At 71.2% G+C, this 16,669-nt stretch carries 18 protein-coding genes; 12 read left to right on the top strand and 6 right to left on the bottom strand.

Translation table 11 applies throughout. The annotated features are described in order from the left end of the window. Nucleotides 1–133: 133 nt before the first annotated feature. Both GEV10_08815 and typA read right to left on the bottom strand, forming a co-directional pair. The gene (locus GEV10_08815) at nt 134–883 is read right to left on the bottom strand and encodes an amidohydrolase family protein (GenBank protein MQA78566.1); all 750 of its coding nucleotides are present in this window, start codon (nt 881–883) and stop codon (nt 134–136) included. Between the two features lie 38 nt (nt 884–921). Beyond that, entirely contained in the window at nt 922–2,781 is a 1,860-nt protein-coding gene (gene typA / locus GEV10_08810; protein ID MQA78565.1) for a translational GTPase TypA, read from the bottom strand. 150 nt (nt 2,782–2,931) lie between these two features. Here typA and GEV10_08805 point away from each other — a divergent pair, with 150 nt between their 5' ends. The 12 genes from GEV10_08805 to GEV10_08750 all read left to right on the top strand — a co-directional run bounded on the left by GEV10_08805 (nt 2,932) and on the right by GEV10_08750 (nt 12,443). Continuing rightward, a complete protein-coding gene (locus GEV10_08805) occupies nt 2,932–3,357 on the top strand; it encodes a CBS domain-containing protein (GenBank protein MQA78564.1) in 426 nt (141 codons plus the stop codon). A gap of 43 nt (nt 3,358–3,400) precedes the next feature. After that, nucleotides 3,401–4,174 carry an SOS response-associated peptidase gene (locus tag GEV10_08800; GenBank protein MQA78563.1) on the top strand — a complete coding sequence of 258 codons (774 nt, stop codon included), beginning with the start codon at nt 3,401–3,403 and terminating at the stop codon, nt 4,172–4,174. Nucleotides 4,175–4,363: 189 nt separating this feature from the next. Continuing rightward, nucleotides 4,364–4,546, top strand: coding sequence for a hypothetical protein (locus GEV10_08795; GenBank protein ID MQA78562.1), 183 nt, complete (start codon nt 4,364–4,366; stop codon nt 4,544–4,546). Between the two features lie 34 nt (nt 4,547–4,580). Beyond that, the gene (locus GEV10_08790; GenBank protein MQA78561.1) at nt 4,581–5,231 is read left to right on the top strand and encodes an alpha/beta hydrolase; all 651 of its coding nucleotides are present in this window, start codon (nt 4,581–4,583) and stop codon (nt 5,229–5,231) included. Nucleotides 5,232–5,445: 214 nt separating this feature from the next. Beyond that, nucleotides 5,446–6,075 (top strand): sigma-70 family RNA polymerase sigma factor, encoded by a 630-nt coding sequence (locus GEV10_08785; protein ID MQA78560.1) that lies wholly within the window; start codon nt 5,446–5,448, stop codon nt 6,073–6,075. Then, nucleotides 6,072–6,356 (top strand): mycothiol system anti-sigma-R factor, encoded by a 285-nt coding sequence (rsrA, locus tag GEV10_08780; GenBank protein MQA78559.1) that lies wholly within the window; start codon nt 6,072–6,074, stop codon nt 6,354–6,356. The genes GEV10_08785 and rsrA overlap by 4 nt, the downstream gene beginning before the upstream one ends. Before the next feature lie 381 nt (nt 6,357–6,737). Beyond that, nucleotides 6,738–8,117, top strand: coding sequence for an HD domain-containing protein (locus GEV10_08775; GenBank protein MQA78558.1), 1,380 nt, complete (start codon nt 6,738–6,740; stop codon nt 8,115–8,117). Further along, entirely contained in the window at nt 8,117–9,364 is a 1,248-nt protein-coding gene (locus GEV10_08770; protein MQA78557.1) for an HD domain-containing protein, read from the top strand. Before GEV10_08775 ends, GEV10_08770 begins: the two co-directional genes overlap by 1 nt. A 40-nt stretch (nt 9,365–9,404) precedes the next feature. Then, complete coding sequence (locus GEV10_08765; protein ID MQA78556.1) at nt 9,405–10,745, top strand: biotin carboxylase; 1,341 nt, start codon at nt 9,405–9,407, stop codon at nt 10,743–10,745. 57 nt (nt 10,746–10,802) lie between these two features. Then, a complete protein-coding gene (locus GEV10_08760; GenBank protein ID MQA78555.1) occupies nt 10,803–11,018 on the top strand; it encodes a biotin/lipoyl-binding carrier protein in 216 nt (71 codons plus the stop codon). A gap of 6 nt (nt 11,019–11,024) precedes the next feature. Continuing rightward, the gene (locus GEV10_08755) at nt 11,025–11,414 is read left to right on the top strand and encodes a thioesterase (protein ID MQA78554.1); all 390 of its coding nucleotides are present in this window, start codon (nt 11,025–11,027) and stop codon (nt 11,412–11,414) included. A 195-nt stretch (nt 11,415–11,609) separates the two neighbouring features. After that, a complete protein-coding gene (locus tag GEV10_08750) occupies nt 11,610–12,443 on the top strand; it encodes a helix-turn-helix domain-containing protein (GenBank protein ID MQA78553.1) in 834 nt (277 codons plus the stop codon). 8 nt (nt 12,444–12,451) lie between these two features. Here GEV10_08750 and GEV10_08745 read toward each other — a convergent pair whose 3' ends face one another. The 4 genes from GEV10_08745 to GEV10_08730 form a co-directional block, all read right to left on the bottom strand. After that, the gene (locus GEV10_08745; protein ID MQA78552.1) at nt 12,452–12,943 is read right to left on the bottom strand and encodes a GNAT family N-acetyltransferase; all 492 of its coding nucleotides are present in this window, start codon (nt 12,941–12,943) and stop codon (nt 12,452–12,454) included. Continuing rightward, the gene (locus tag GEV10_08740) at nt 12,940–13,842 is read right to left on the bottom strand and encodes a DUF2785 domain-containing protein (GenBank protein ID MQA78551.1); all 903 of its coding nucleotides are present in this window, start codon (nt 13,840–13,842) and stop codon (nt 12,940–12,942) included. Before GEV10_08740 ends, GEV10_08745 begins: the two co-directional genes overlap by 4 nt. Nucleotides 13,843–14,360: 518 nt before the next feature. Further along, on the bottom strand, nt 14,361–14,918 hold the full coding sequence (locus GEV10_08735) for a GNAT family N-acetyltransferase (GenBank protein ID MQA78550.1): 558 nt from the start codon (nt 14,916–14,918) through the stop codon (nt 14,361–14,363). Then, nucleotides 14,915–16,201 carry a helix-turn-helix domain-containing protein gene (locus tag GEV10_08730; protein MQA78549.1) on the bottom strand — a complete coding sequence of 429 codons (1,287 nt, stop codon included), beginning with the start codon at nt 16,199–16,201 and terminating at the stop codon, nt 14,915–14,917. The genes GEV10_08735 and GEV10_08730 overlap by 4 nt, the downstream gene beginning before the upstream one ends. Between the last annotated feature and the right edge of the window lie 468 nt (nt 16,202–16,669).

Here is a 16,669-nt window from a genome sequence, read left to right as displayed (position 1 = left end):
GCCCGCCGAGCATCTCCGCAGCGAACGCCACCAGCCGCGGCCTGACCTGGTCCATCTCCTCCGGGGTCACGGATCAGAACACGACCACATCACGAGCCGGATCAGCGGTAGCGACACACGTAACAAAGTACTACTAGGAGTCGAGTGCCACGCCGTAGAAGTCGAGGGCGTTGGTCAGGAGGGCGCGGTGGGCGTTCTCCTCGCCGAGGGCCGCCACGATCAGGTCGATGTCGCTCGGCAGGAACGGGCGGTCGGCGCGGGTCGACGGCAGGTCGGTGCCGAAGAGCAGCGCACCCGGGTCGACGTCCGCGATGGCCCGCATCGCCTTCGCCGGGTCGTGGCCGATCCGGCCGAACCCGGTGGCCTTCACCCGCACGCCGTGCCCGACGAGACGCAGCAGCGCGTCGAACCCGTCGTCGGCCATGCCGAGATGGTCGACGCTGACCTTCGGCAGCGTGCGCAGCCGCGCCTCGAGCGCGGGCAGGTCGCGGGAGTGCACGTACAGCTCGGAGTGCCAGCCGACGACGTCGTACGCGCGTTGCGCAAGGTTCTCGAGCTCGTCGAGCTCCTCCGACCCGCCGCGGAAGACGTTGAACCGCACCGCGCGCACGCCCTGGTCGCACAGCTCGACGAGGATCTCGTCCGGCGTGGTGGCCGGGACCTGGGTGACCCCGACGTACGTAGGCCCGAGCACCCGCAGCGCGTCGACGAGGTACGTCTGGTCGAACGCCTGGAACGAGCCGGACACCACCGCACCCGCGACCACGCCGAGCGGCTCGACCCGGCGCCGGTAGTCGACCGCGGTGAACGGCTCGGGCACGTACCCGCGGTTCGGCGTGAGCGGGAAACGCGGGTCGACGACGTGCAGGTGCGAGTCGAACAGGCGCAGATCGGTCACTGGTGGGCTCCTAGGACACTAGCTCAGTCGCGGCGGGCGCGGCCGCGCTGCTTCTCGCGGGTGTGGGCGTCGAGCTGCACCTTGCGCATGCGCACGGCCGTCGGGGTGACCTCGACGCACTCGTCGCTGCGGCAGAACTCCAGTGCCTGCTCCAGCGACATCTCGCGCGCGGGGACGAGGCGTTCGAGCTCCTCGCCGGTCGACGACCTGACGTTGGTGAGCTTGCGTTCCTTGCAGGCGTTGACGTCCATGTCCTCGGGGCGGGAGTTCTCGCCGATGATCATGCCCTCGTAGACCACGGCGCCCGGCCGGACGAACAGCGTGACGCGCTCCTGCATGTTGAAGCAGGCGTACGCGGTCACCGTGCCGCGCCGGTCGGCGACGAGTGACCCGCGCGGCCGCGTGCGCAGCTCGCCGACCCAGGGCTGGTAGCCGTCGAACACGTGGTGGATGAGCCCGGTGCCGCGGGTCTCGGTGAGGAACTCGGTGCGGAAGCCGATCAGGCCGCGGGCGGGCATGACGTAGTCGAGGCGCACCCAGCCCGTGCCGTGGTTGACCATCTGGTCCATCCGGCCGCGGCGCAGGCCGAGCAGCTGGGTGACCACGCCGACGAAGTCCTCCGGCACGTCGATCGTGACCCGCTCGAACGGTTCGTGCACCTTGCCGTCGATCTCGCGGGTCACGACCTGCGGCTTGCCGACGGTGAGCTCGAACCCCTCGCGCCGCATCAGCTCGACGAGCACCGCGAGCTGCAGCTCGCCGCGTCCCTGCACCTCCCAGGTGTCGGGTCGTTCGGTGGTGAGCACCCGGATCGAGACGTTGCCGACGGTCTCGGCGTCGAGACGGTTCTTCACCAGCCTGGCGGTCATCTTGCTGCCGCCCTCGCCGGCCAGCGGCGCGGTGTTGGTGCCGATGGTGGCGGAGATGGACGGCTCGTCGACGCTGATCACCGGGAGCGGACGCGGGTAGGCGGGGTCGGCGAGCGTCTCGCCGATGGTGATGTCGGGGATGCCGGCGATCACCGCGATGTCGCCGGGGCCCGCGCTGTCGGCCGTGACCCGGTCGAGCGCCTCGGTGACGAACAGGTCGGTGATCTTGACCTGCTCGACCGAGCCGTCCGTACGGCACCAGGCCACCGTCTCGCCGCGGCGCAGCGTGCCGTGCCTGATGCGGCACAGGGCGAGCCGGCCGAGGTACGGCGAGGCGTCGAGGTTGGTGACGTGCGCCTGCAGCGACGCGTCCGGGTCGTACTCCGGCGCGGGCACGGTCGCGAGGATCGTCTCGAAGAGCGGCCGCAGGTCGGGGTTGTCGGGGACGGTGCCGTCGGCGGGCTGGATGAGCGACGCGCGTCCCGACTTCGCCGACGCGTACACGATCGGGAAGTCGAGCGCGTCGACGGACTGGTCGTCGACGAGGTCCATGAAGAGCTCGTACGTCGAGTCGACGATCTCCTTGATGCGGCTGTCGTGGCGGTCGACCTTGTTGACCACGAGCACGACGGGCAGGCGCTTGTGGAGGGCCTTGCGGAGCACGAACCGGGTCTGGGGGAGCGGGCCCTCGGACGCGTCGACGAGGAGCAGCACGCCGTCGACCATCTCGAGCGCGCGCTCGACCTCGCCGCCGAAGTCCGCGTGGCCGGGGGTGTCGACGATGTTGAGCATGACGTCGCCGGCGTCGCCGTGGTATCGCACGCCGGTGTTCTTGGCGAGGATCGTGATGCCCTTCTCACGCTCGAGGTCCATCGAGTCGAGTACCCGGTCGGCGACGTCCTGACCCTCCCGGAACGCGCCCGACTGCCAGAGCATCGCGTCGACGAGGGTGGTCTTGCCGTGGTCGACGTGCGCGATGATCGCGAGGTTTCTGAGGTCGGTACGAAGGGCCATACGCCCAGTTTCCCCTATGACCTGCGGAAGGACGGCGGCCGGCCACCGTTTCCCTTCGCCGCAGGTGAGGTAAGGAGTACGCTCGGGGACCACTCCGTCCGGGGTTCCGGGGTGGACGGACGAGGGCACCCGCGTGCGGGAGGGGTCGGTATGCGGATCAGTGACATCTTGCGGACCAAGGGCGACGTCGTGGTGACGATCGCGCCGGACGAGACGGTGCGGGTGCTGGTCACGCGGCTCGCCGAGCACAACGTCGGCGCGCTCGTCGTCAGTGGCGACGGGTCGTCCGTGGCCGGCATCGTCTCCGAGCGCGACGTCGCACGGGGCCTGCACACCGATTCGGCCGTCCTCGACGCCCCGGTGTCGAGCATCATGACCGCCGACGTCCGCACCTGCGCCGCCGGCGACTCGATCGAGCAGCTGATGCGGCTGATGACCGACCGGCACATCAGGCACGTCCCTGTTGTCGCCGACGGCGCCCTGGTGGGCATCGTCAGCATCGGCGACGTCGTGAAGAACCGCATCGGGCAGCTGGAGTTCGAGAAGGGGCAGCTCGAGGACTACATCGCCCGCTGACCACCGGCGGCCGCCGAGGTGCCGGTCGTGTGATGCTGGTCCCATGTGCGGCAGGTACGCGTCGATGCGCAGCGCCGACCACCTGATGGCGGAGTTCGACATCGACGAGTGGGCGGACGAGGACCTGCTGCCGCCCAACTACAACGTCGCGCCGACCGACCGGGTACCTGTCGTGCTCGAACGCCCCGCGCGCCCGGCGGTACCCGAGCGCGGCGTGCCGGCCCGGCCGGAGCCGGCGCGACAGCTCAGGACCGTGCGATGGGGTCTCGTGCCGTCCTGGGCCACCGACGCGAGCGTCGGCTCGCGGATGATCAACGCCAGGGTCGAGACCGTCGCTGAGAAGCCGGCGTTCCGCACCGCGATGTCGCGCCGCCGCTGCGTCGTGCCGGCGGACGGGTACTACGAGTGGTACGCCGACGAGGGCACCAAGCGGCCGCACTTCCTGCGGCGCGCCGACGAGGGCGTCCTGGCGTTCGCCGGCCTGTACGAGATCTGGCGTGACCCGCGTCCCCTGGGCGACGACGGTGCCTGGCTGTGGTCCTGCACGATCATCACGACGGAGGCCACCGACGACCTCGGCCACGTCCACGACAGGATGCCCATGGTGGTGCCGGTCGACCACCGCAACAGCTGGCTCGACACCGGGTTCGCCGACGCCCTCGCCGCGCGTGAGCTGCTCGTACCCGCGGGGAGCGAGGGCCTGGTGACATATCCTGTCTCCAGGGACGTCGGCGACGTTCGCAACAACGGCTCGCATCTCGTCGAGCCGTTGCCCGCGAGGGGTGCGGACGACGACGATGTCCCTACGTTGTTCTGACGACGCGACGGGGACGGAGAGGGTGTCACCGTGGATACGACCCAGCAACGCGTGCAGCTCGAGGAGCAACGCGCGGATCTCGACCACACCCTGGCGGCTCTCCGCGAGTCCGGCGTCGATCCCGACGAGACCCCGGCCGACCCGTCCGACGCGGGCACCAACCTGTCGGAGAACGACCGCTCGCAGGCGATGATCGACGCGGCCGAGCAGCAGCGGCGGCTCGTGGTCGAAGCGCTCGCACGCATCGACGACGGCAGCTACGGGCGGTGCGTCGACTGTGACCGCGAGGTGCCCGCCGGACGGCTGGAGGCGCGGCCCGAGGCCGCGCGGTGCGTCGAGTGCCAGCAGAAGGCCGACCGGGCCTACGCGTGAGTGACCAGGCAGCGGTGCGAGGAGGCGGGCGCGCGTGAGTACCGAGGTCGAGATCGAGACGTCGGTCGGCGTGGCAGGCGTCGCGCTCGACGTGCCGGACGGGGCGACCGCGCTGATCGTCCTCGGCCACGGCGCGGGCGGCGGCGTGGAGGCACGCGACCTGCTCGCCGTCCGGAGCGCCGCCACGACCGCGGGCCTCGCCGTCGCCCGCACCACCCAGCCGTACCGCATGGCCGGACGCAAGTCGCCGGCGCCGGCGAAGCAGCTCGACGCCGCGTTCGGCGAGATCGTCGCCGCCCTGCTCACCCGTGCCGGGCTGCGCGACCTGCCGGTGGTGACCGGCGGCCGGTCGAGCGGGGCCAGGGTGGCGTGCCGGACGGCGGCGGCCACCGGCGCCCGCGGCGTCGTCGCGCTCGCGTTCCCCCTGCACCCGCCGGGGCGTCCGGACCGGTCCAGGGCGGACGAGCTGCACGACACGCCCGTGCCGGTGTTCGTCGCGCAGGGGGAGCGCGACCCGTTCGGCTCGCCCGAGGAGATCCGCGCCACCGAGCCGCCGGCGACCGTGCGGATCCATCCCGTGCCGGGCGGTGACCACGGCCTGGCGGTCCGCAAGGGCGAGCCGTCCGCGTACCGACCGGTCGCCGACGAGGTCGTGCGCTGGGTCTTCTCCCTCGTCGCCGGCTGACGCCGCCGGGGAATCACCGCCACCTCTCAGCTGTTCAGACACCACGACCGCAGGTGACTGAGGGAGGTATGGGTTGCTCGGACTCGCGGAGCAGGCACACGGCTCGAGAGAGGCGGGGGTGCCGCGGATAGTGGCGGGAACGCTATCCTCCGGCTCGAGGGGTTCTTCGTCGCTCAGCTCTGCCGAGGCGGCCGGAGCCCTGCGACGCGAGGAGGTGGGACCGGTCGAGGAGACGTTGGAGCGTCGTACGCAGCGGTTCGAGAGGGACGCGCTGCCATTCCTCGATCAGCTCTTCTCCGCGGCGTTGCGGATGACACGCAACCCGTCCGACGCCGAGGACCTGGTGCAGGAGACCTACGTCAAGGCGTTCGCCGCCTTCCACCAGTTCCAGCAGGGCACCAACCTCAAGGCGTGGCTGTACCGGATCCTGACGAACACGTTCATCAACAACTACCGGAAGCAGCAGCGCGAGCCCAAGCAGGCCGACACCGAAGAGGTCGAGGACTGGCAGATCGCCCAGGCGGGGACGCACTCGTCGACCGGCCTGCGCTCAGCGGAGCTCGAGGCGCTCGAGCACCTGCCGGACACCGACGTCAAGGAGGCCCTGCAGGCGCTGCCCGAGGACTTCCAGATGGCGGTGTACCTCGCCGATGTCGAGGGGTTTGCGTACAAGGAGATCGCGGAGATCATGGGCACGCCCATCGGCACCGTGATGTCGCGTCTCCACCGTGGCCGCAGGCAGTTGCGCGGCATGCTCGAGGACTACGCAACGGAGCGCGGCCTCTCGCCGAGGACCAACGGCTCGGCCGGCTCCCAGTCCGCACGGGAGGACGCGGACCGATGAGTGCTGACTACGACGAGGAGGTCGACTGCCGTGAGGTCTTGGCGCGTGTCTACACCTTCCTCGACGACGAACTGGAAGACGCCGACTGCGCGCAGGTGAGGGAGCACCTCGACGACTGCGCGCCGTGTCTGCGTGAGTTCGGCATCGAGCAGGAGGTGAAGACGCTGGTGGCGCGCAAGTGCGGCTGCGATCCGGCGCCCGAGGGCCTTCGCGACAAGGTGCTCGGCAGGCTCCGCGAGGTGAGCGCCGGGTACGGCCACCTCGAGTACAGGCCGGATTGACCGGACGACCTCGGGGCACGTCGCAGGGCACGTTCGCACCACTTGTCACGCTTTACAACGTTAGTCCGCTGGTGACGCACCGCATCGTCAACTCGTGTCGCACTGTTCCGGTCGTACGCACTTCCGAGGGTCGACTGGCGTTGTTGCCGTCGAGGCGTACGCTGAGGGTGCTCGGCAGCCGACCGAGCGGCCGTTCACGGTTCGTCCGGGGGGACGTTCACATGGCTCTGGGCTGGTCGTGGGCGGGCGAAGGCAGGAGAAGTTCGGTCATTCGAAAGGGCCCCAATGATCAGCACTACACGCGATGCCACGACTCTCGCCTACGGCGAGATGGGTTGGGGCTGAGCGCAGACGTAACACCGACCCGGATGGGCCGCTGACATGGCGTCTCTCAGCGGCCCGACCCGGGTGTACATCGGGGGCACCGCACTCATCGGCGGTGCCCTCTTGGTGTTCGCGGCGACCCGGCCCCTCGACTGGTGGCTCGTCGTACCCCTGGCCCTGTTGGTCGTTGTCGCCGATGCCGCTCCCGCGAGCATGTTCAAGCACGGCACGGGCTCCGTCACGCTCTCGGTCACGTTTCCCATCCGCATGGCGGCGGTCGTCCTGACCGGGCCGTGGGGTGCGATCATCGCCACCACCGCCACCCTGTTCGTCTACGTGCCCGGTGGCAGGCCGCTCGTCAAGCGGGTCTTCAACGTCGCTCAGTACAACATCGCCGTCGGCGCGGCCGGTCTGGTCTACGTCGGGCTCGGGGGACACGTCGGCCCGCTCACCGTCGACACGTTCGTGGCCTCGATGTTGCCCTTCGCCGCGTCCGCGCTCGTCTACTACGCGTTCAACACGGCCCTCGTGTCGATGGTCGTCGCCCTGACGAGCTCGATCCGGCCGCACGACCTCTGGCGGCAGGCGATCGTGCCGCTGGCCCCGACCTACCTCGGGTACGGGCCGATCGGCCTGCTGCTCGCCGTCCTCTGGGGCGAGGTCGGGGTGTTCGCGGCGGTGCTGGCCCTCGGTCCCATCGCCGTGGCCCGCTGGGCCTCGATCCAGCTGGTGGCCGAGCGCGGTGTCCAGGAGAGCGCGTTGCGCACGTTCGCCCGGGCGGTGGAGACGAAGGACTTCTACACCCGCGGGCACAGCGAGCGGGTGTCCCAGCTCAGCACCCTGATGGGGCGCGAGGCGGGCTTCAGCGACGAGCGCGTCGCGCTGCTCGGCTACGCCGGCCTGCTGCACGACATCGGCAAGATCCGGGTGCCGACCCAGATCCTGCAGAAGGCGGGGCCGTTGACCAGGGACGAGTACGCCGCGATCCAGCTGCACCCCGTCTACGGCCAGGCGATGATGCGCGACGTCAGCTTCCTCGACGACGTGCTGCCCGGCATCCTGCACCACCACGAACGCTTCGACGGCGCCGGCTACCCCATGGGGCTCGCCGCCTACGACATCCCCGAGTTCGCACGGGTGATCACCGTCGCGGACGCGTTCGACTGCATGACGTCCACCAGGTCGTACCGGCCCGCCCGGTCGACCGAGGAGGCGCTCGCCGAGCTCAACCGGGGGTCGGGCACCCAGTTCGACCCCGTCATGGTCGAGCTGCTCGGTCGCGTCGTCGCGAGGGACGGGTGGACGCCGAACACCACGCCCGTCGCCGTCCCGCTGCCCGAGCTGGCCGTGGCGTTCGACCACGACGACCCGCGCCGGCCGATCCCGGTCGAGAACGCCGCGAGCGACGACGGCGACACCGGCGAGCGGGGTCGCTGATGGTCCTGCGCCTGCGCACGCTCGTCGCCCTCGCGCTCCTGGTCCCCACGGCGCTGGCGGGCGCCGACGTGCTGCGCACCGGGGTCGTCGACGTCCCCGCGCTGGTGGGGTTCGGCCTGCTCATCGCCGTCGGCGGGGTGTTGCGCGTCGTCGCGCCCGGCGGGCGCGAGTTCGTCCCGATCGCCTCCGGCGCCGCGATCGCGTACGCGATGTACACCGCGCTGCACGACGGACCACGCACCAGCGTGTCCCAGGTCGTCGTCGTGGCCGCCGTGGCCAGCCTGCTGGGTGCCGTACCCCGCATGCTCGTCGACCGCAACGCCCGTCTCGACCCGGTCGTGCAGAACGTCGTCACGGTCGTCTTCGCCGCGCCGCTGATGCGGATCATCGATGGCTGGTTCCCCGCGTCGTCGAGCATCCTTCCGGTACTCGTCATGATCGGCCTGATCGGCGTGCTCTCGGTGCTCAAGAGCGGCCTGTCCACGCTGTACAACTTCCAGGAGTCCGGCGGTCGGCTGCGCACCCTGCTGCGCGACGAGCTCGCCAACCGCACGCTGTTCCAGCTGTTCGCCGCATTGCTCGGCGTCATCCTGGCCCTCGCGGTCCACACGGTCGGGCTCGCCGGCATCGCCATCGTCCTCATGCCGGTCGCCGCATCCCAGGTCGCGATCCTGCGCTGGACGACCGTGCGGAGCACGCGGATGGAGACGGTGCGGTCGCTCTCGCGCATCCCCGAGCTCGGCGGCTACGTCGAGCCCGGGCACTCGCGGCGGGTCGGCGACCTCGCCAGGGAGATCGCCCGCGAGCTCGGCATGTCCGAGTCGAGGTCGCGGCGGCTCTACCTCGGGGCGGTCATGCACGACATCGGCCAGATCTCGCTGGCCGACCCCGTGCCCGGCGGCACCACGTCGCTGCTCGAGCTCGACGACCAGCAGCGCATCGCGGAACTCGGCGCGGAGGTCATCAGGGAGGGCGGTGGTCTCGACGACGTCGCCATGTTCGTCGAACGCTTCCCTCGACCGTACCGGAGGCCGGACGGCCGGCGCGACGACACCGTGTCTCTCGAGAGCCGCATCGTCAAGGTGGCCAACGCGTTCGACGACCTGGTCGGCGCGTCCCCCGACCCGGAGATGCAGTTGCAGGCGATCGAGCGGATCGAGCTCGCGCTCTCGCGTGACTACGACCCCGAGGTGACCATGGCGCTCGGCCGGGTCGTCGAGAGGCGCCAGGCCGTACCGATAGGTTGAGGCGTTCGTGCCGCCGACACGGAAATGACCACGCGTGAGCATGTTCGACTCGATACTCGTCGCCAACCGGGGTGAGATCGCCCGCCGCATCACCCGCACCGCCCAGCGCATGGGCGTCCAGGTGATCGTCGTGTACTCCGAGGCCGACGCGGACCTGCCGTTCGTCGCCGAGGCCGACGAGGCCGTGCTGATCGGCCCCGGCGCCCCGGCACAGAGCTACCTCGACGCGACCAGGGTGCTCGAGGCCGCGAGCAGGGCGGGAGCCGAGGCCGTCCACCCGGGGTACGGGTTCCTCGCCGAGAACGCCGCGTTCGCCCGGCAGGTCGCCGAGGCGGGCATGACGTGGATCGGCCCGAGCCCCGAGTCGATCGTCGCCATGGGTGACAAGGTCAACGCACGCAACCTGATGCAGGACGCCGGCGTGCCGGTGGCCGCCGGCACCCGCGATCCCGTCGCCGACGCCGACGCGGCCGTGGCGGCGGCGGAGACGATCGGCTACCCGCTGATGGTGAAGGCCGCGGCCGGGGGCGGCGGCATCGGCATGGGCGTGGCGCACGACGAGGCCGGCCTGCGCAAGGCGTTCGAGACGGCACGTACGAGGGCCGACCGGTTCTTCGGCAACCCGGCGATCCTGCTGGAGCGGTACATCGAGAACGCGCGCCATGTCGAGGTGCAGATCCTCGGCCTGCCGGGCGGGGAGGTGGTGGCTCTCGGCGAGCGCGACTGCTCGGTGCAGCGGCGGCACCAGAAGGTCGCCGAGGAGACCCCGTCGCCCGGCGTGGGCACCGAGCTGCGGCAGCGCATGTTCGACGCCGCCGTCCGAGCCGGTGAGACCGTCGGCTACCTCGGGGCGGGCACGGTCGAGTGCCTCGTCGACCCAGCGGCCCAGGACTTCGTCTTCCTCGAGATGAACACCCGGCTGCAGGTCGAGCACCCGATCACCGAGATGGTGACCGGACTCGACCTGGTGGAGCTGCAGCTGCGCATCGCCGCGGGCGAGGACGTCGCCCCGCTGCTCACCGACGTGGTGCCGCGCGGTCATGCCCTGGAGCTGCGCGTCTATGCCGAGGACCCGAAGCGCTTCCTCCCGTCGCCCGGCATGATCGCGCGCTGGCAGGAGCCCGAGGGCGACGGCATCAGGGTCGACGCCGGCTACGTCACCGGCAACACGGTGACGCCGTTCTACGACCCGCTGCTCGCCAAGCTCTGCGTGCACGGGGTCGACCGCCCCGACGCCCTGCAGCGGGCGCGCGAGGCGGTGGCGGCCTTCGAGATCGACGGGCCGAAGACCAACATCACGTTCTTCACCGAACTGCTCGCCGACGAGCGGTTCACCAGCGGCCGGTACGACACCGGCCTGGTCGACCGCATGCGGTCGTAGGAGCCCATCGGGCATAGTGGTCCCCGCGCGTCCGGCGCGTCGTCGAAAGGAGCCCTCGTGGCGGAGGAAGTGCACGCGGAGATGGTGGCGAACGTCTGGAAGGTCGTCGTCGCCGAAGGTGACACGGTCGACGAGGGCGACACGCTCGTCATCCTCGAGTCGATGAAGATGGAGATCCCCGTGCTCACCGAGACCGCCGGCACCGTCGCGCGGCTCCAGGTGGCCGAGGGCGACGTCATCCAGGACGGCGACCTCATCTGCGTGGTCGAATAGCACGTCATGAGCACTCTCGCGCCGGGCCTCGTCGGCCGGGTGACGACGACCGTGTCGGTGGACGACACGGCGGTCGCGCTGGGCAGCGGTGACGTGCCCGTGCTCGCGACCCCGCGGGTCGCCGCGCTCGTCGAGGCGGCGTCCGTGGCCGCCGTCGGCGGCGCTCTCGGCGAGGGCCAGACGAGCGTCGGCACCAAGCTGAGCCTCGACCACGACATCGCCAGCCCGGTCGGCGCGGAGATCGTCGTCAACTCCGAGCTCGTCGAGGTCGACGGCCGCCGGCTGCTGTTCTACGTGGCGGCCTACGACGCCGACCGCATCGTCGCGAGTGGCCGGGTCGAGCGGGTCGTGGTCGACCGCGCGCGGTTCCTGGCGAAGGCGCGACCAGGCTCCTAGCCGCCTGACGCGCCGCTCTTATCACGTCTTGCCCGCATCCCGCCGGCCGCACCGCCGAGGGGTTCGCCTCAAGCCGCGCCCCATATCACACAGATCTGACTGTGTGACACGAATTCCCTGTCGCGCCACGAACGGCCGGTACGGTCACGTCTCAGGCATCGCGCTCACGGGGCGCGCGACGAGGGAGCGGAGTGGATGACCAGCGAGACGATGGCGACGAACCTGCTCGCCTACTTCGGCCAACAGCTACGCCGGCTGCGCACCCAGGCCGGCATGACGCAGGAGGAGCTCGGCGGCCGCATCGGGTACTCGAGCACGATGATCGGCATGGTGGAGAAGGGCCGGCGCGCGCCGTCCCAGCACCTCACCGACGCCGCCGACCGGGTGCTCGACGGCCGCGGTGTCCTCTCCGGACTGTGGCTGCCCATCCAGGAGCAGGCGACGCCCGACGAGCAGCTCGGTCAGTACCTCGACCTCGAGGCGCGCGCCGCGGGGATCGACACCTACGAGGCGCACCTCGTGCCCGGGCTCCTGCAGACCGAGGCGTACGCCCGCGCGGTCACGGGTCACCTCAGGCCGCCGGTGCCGCCGGGCGAGATCGCCGCCCGGGTCGCGCTGCGGATGTCCCGGCAGGAGATCCTCGTCGCCGACCACCCGCCGGCGCTCTGGGCGATCATCGGTGAGGCGGTGCTGCACCGGCAGCTCGGCGACCGCGCGATCATGCGCGACCAGCTGACCCACCTGCTCACCTGCCGGGAGTCCCACGCCGTCACCCTGCAGGTGCTGCCGTTCACGACCCCCGACCCGGCGATGGGCGTGAGCTTCACCATCCTGTCCTTCGCCGGCGCTCCACCGATCGTCTACCTCGACGTGCTCACCAGCGGCATCTACCACCGCGGCAACGTCGAGGCCGTCTCCCGACACCAGTCGGTCTTCAACTACCTGCGCGAGGCGGCCATGCCCGAGGGCGAGTCGGTCGCGCTCATCGCCGCGCGGCGCCGTGCGCTCGAGCGCACGGTCCGGACGTGACCCGACACTCAGCCGGGCAGCGCGTAGGCCAGCAGGTCGTGACCGGGCGCCGGGGTCCAGTCGCGTTCGGGCGTGCGACGGAAGCCGAGCCGCTCGTACAGCCGGTGCGCGGCGACCATCTCGGGGCTCGTCGACAGCCGCATCGTCGCGCATCCATCGCGGCGCGCCAGGTCGAGGCAGGCGCGCACCAGCGCGGTGCCGGTGCCGAGCTTGCGTGCCGAGGAGTCGACCACGAGCATGCGGAACTCCGCCTCGCCGGGTCCCGCGAGCTCCGCGTACGCATCTCCGTGGGTCGCGTACGTCACCGAGCCGACGAGTCGGTCGTGTGCGTCGACGGCGACGAGGAGCACGGCGTCGCGACCGCGTCCGGCCGCGTCACGGAGATCCGCCACGTACGGCGTGTCGGCACCCATGAAGCCGGCGTCGATATAGACCCGTGCGGTGAGATCGCCGACCTCGGCGTACTCCTCGGTGCGTGCGACCCGGACCGTGACGCTCACGACGTGCGCTGACGGAAGTACGGCGCGGTGCCGCGCAGGTGCCTGGCGATCCCACCGAGCAGATCGATCCGGTTGGCGACGTCGCTGTCGAAATGACCCGACGCGCGGCCGGCCGACATGAGCGGCCGCACCCCGAGCTGGAGCTGCAGGTGCAGCACCCGGAGAAAGCTCGCCGCGTTGAACGCCACCGCGGAGTCGTAGGACATGCCGGGACCCGACCAGCCCGTGGCGAGCCGCTCGAGCCACGGACCGAGCAGGTCCATCTCCACCACGTTGCGGTGCAGGATCCCCATGACGGCGTACGCCATCCGCTCGTCCTCGCCGTGCACGAGCCGATAGGTCGTGGGCTCGAGCAGCCGGTCGGCCACCGCGTCGAGCAGCACCATCAGCTCGCCGTGGCCGAAGTGGCGCGACAGCCCGAGGGAGAGCACGAGGTCGGCGCCGTGGGCGACGGCATGGGCCCATCCCTTGCCGGGCACCATGCCGCGCAGGTCACGCTCCTTGACCAGCCAGCGGAGGCCGCTGTCGCCCCAGCGCAGCAGCGTGTCGGGATGGAGCAGCTCTGCCTCGGTGTCACGGGCCACGACCTCGGCGAGGATCAGGGCCGAGAAGGACCGCCGGAAGATCGAGTCGGTGCCGTCGTCGCCCAGGGCGTTGGCCAACCCGACGGACATGCCGTCGCCGAGGCCGGTGAGCAGGTCGTCGTAGACGCCGCGGCTGATCCACGCGGCGAGCACCCGGTAGGCGAGCTCATCGCGCTGGTGCCCGTCAGGAGAGCCGAGCAGGCCGCTCAGCTCGATGGTGAGCTCGTCGAGCGGGGGTTCCGGGGGCAGCGCGCACCCGTCGCGCACCACCTGCTCCCAGAAAGCGACCTGATCGGTCGTCGTCCGGCTGTCCATCACCATCCCTGCTCATCCTGCCAGCACCGGGATCACGTGACGCAGAGGGCACCCACATCACGAGGACACCGTACGCTTCCGCGTACTCCTCCACCCGCGCGCGTACGCTTCCCGCGCCCGCCTCCTCCCGCTCCTCCGGCAGGTGCCGCGGTCGACGCGATGGCGGTGCTCTGAGCGTCGCGGCCCCTACCTGCGGCGCGCTCGTCGAGCTCCTACGCTTCGAGGACCTCACCGCGCTCGGCGGGGTCGTACGATCCGGCCGGCCGCGCATCAACGTCGTCGTCACCGCAGTGTGGTAGGGACCACCTATCCGACGACGGGCAGTCACCGGCTGGACCCGTCGGCGAGAACGGCTACTGGTCGGCGGCGTGGAGCGCACACTGACCTGGTGCCCACCGAAGGAATGACCATGCCGATCATCGGACTGACCGAGCTCACGATCGCGCTGGTTGTGGTGGTCGTCTTCATCGGCGGACCCGTGGGAATTGTCGCCGTGGCTACACGAGGCCGCCGCTGACCTACGGTACGACCGGCCGGACCATCGAGTCGAACACCGTCCCGTCGGGCGGGAACGGTTGATTGCGACCGAGCCTCTCGTATCCCCACGCCTCGTAGGCGTGCCGTGCCGGGTCGTTGTCCGGCCGGACGAGCAGCGTCACACGTTCCTCGTCCCGCCCGGCGAGGTAGTGCGCGTGCAGCTGCCTGGAGACCCCGCGGCGTCGCCATGGCGCGCGGACGAGCATGTCGACAATGACGACGGTGCGGCCTGGCCGCTCGTCGGCGACGCCTTCCGGGAGCGGGTCGAGTGCGCCTTCCCACCATGGTGTGCCGGGTCGCAGCCGGTGGCCGTAGATCACGCCGACCGGCTCGTCCCCGAGCTCGGCGAGGACGAGCCGGAACCCGGGCGCGCGCAACCGGTTCGGCCAGCCGTCGAGGAACGTGGCGACGTCGTCGGGGCCCTTATTGAACGGCGGCTCGCCGTACACCTCGGCCCACACGTCCCGCACGCTGTCCGTCCGGGCGGCGGCGGTGACCGGTCCGTGCACGGAGTAAACGACCACGTCGACAGCCGTCATGCCGCCGGCAGGACGCTCTTCGCGGCGGCGGCGAAGTCACGAGCTGGCGCGTACCGCTGGCGGGCGAGGAGCCGCGCGGTGTCGCGGATCTCGGTGGTGATGCGCTGGGAGCCGCCGACGGCAGCGCCGTGCAGCGCATCGCGGGTGGTGGCGATCGCCTCGTCGAGCTTCCCGAGCCGGGTGAGGACGAGCCCGAGGTACGCGCTGTAGATCGTGTGGTTCCGCGGCATCGCCGGGTTCGACCAGCGAACGGCCTCCCGCGCCGCCCGCTCCATCGTGACGGGCTGGTTGAGACGCTCGGCGACGACGGTCGCGTGGGTCTCCAGGTCGGCGAGGCACCAGAAGCTCAACCACGCGGGTTCGTCCCCGCGGCGGCCCTGCTGGAGGTGCCGCCGCGACGCAGACAGCGCGCGGATCGCCTCTGCGTTGTCACCAGCTCCCGCGTACCCCATCGCCTCGCGGGCGGCGAGCATCGACAGCAGGGTCGGGGTCGCGTCCGACCCTGCGGCGCTGCGGGCGGCACCGGCCAGGCCGACGGCCTCGCGGCCGTGTGCGGGGTCGCGGTTCGCCATCAGTGCCATCCCGGACAGCGCGGTGACGCGCGCCTCCTCGGCGCCCGGGCCGAGGTCGGCGACGTGCAGCGTCTCCAGCCACCACCGGCGCGCAGCGTCGCGGCGACCTGCATCGAGCGCCTGCCACCCGGCGTGCACCGTCGTCGCAGCGGTGACCGCGCGCAGGCGGCGGCCAGTCGCCTGCGTGTGGGAGGTGCGGGCGAGGGCGCGCTGCATACGAGCGGCCATGCCGGCGGTCAACTCGTACACCGCGCCGCCGCCCTGGTGGTCGTCGAGCTCGTACAGGCGGTGCAGGGCCGACCAGCACCCGGCGACCGCCTCGGCGCCGACCCGTTGCGGCCGGTCAGTGTCGGCGATCACAGCCGGGAGCATCGCAGCGGACGCCACCGCGATGGCGCCCTTGAACAGGTCCCGGCGCTCCACCTCACCCACGATAGGGCCGTCGCGGGCCGGGTCGTCGAGCCCGAGCGCGGCCGGCGGGATGCCGAGCGCCTCGCCGACGTCGGCGAGCACCGGCCCGTCGGTGATCTTCCCCGACTCGACGCGGGAGATCGTCGACTGCGAGTAGCCCGTACGGGAGGCGACGTCGACCTGGTCGAGCAGCAGCGCCTTGCGGACGAGGCGGACCACCTTGCCGGTCGCGCCCATCCCGACGGCGGCCCTGCCGTCGGGATCGGTCAGGGCCTCCACCACGCGGGCCGACGGCTCCATCCCGAGCAGGGTAGATCAGCACCCGCATTCAGGTCACCTCCGTCGTATGCAGTTCCTGAATACGAGGTGCCGCCCGAGGCCGCTGCGATGGTCCTCTGGCTGCAGGAACCGCCAGGACGGAAGTGACCATGTTCGATCTCGTGTGGGAGTAGCAGGGGGCGACGGACGTGAGCGAGGACAGCGCGGCTGCGGCCGAGGTCGACGATGCCGAGGACCGAGAGAACGGGCCACGGTGCAAGCCGCACGGCAACCGGCTGCCGTGCCCGATGTGCCTCGCCGACAAGTACGGCGTGCAGGTCTGGAACTCCATCTGAGCTGGTGAGCCGGCCGTGGCGGCGCCCCGATACGTCCGGCCGGACTCACCGTTAATGGCGTGGCGGCCGGGTACGTGTCCCCTAGGACCCAGCTCGGCCGTCACGTCCCGGCCTCGGCAGGACTGTTCGGCCAGGACCCTTCGGACCTGCCGGG

The organism is Streptosporangiales bacterium (assembly GCA_009379955.1).
GTDB lineage: Bacteria > Actinomycetota > Actinomycetes > Streptosporangiales > WHST01 > WHST01.
Note: the sequence above shows the minus strand (reverse complement) of the source record. Positions and strands in the feature narration are given on the sequence as shown.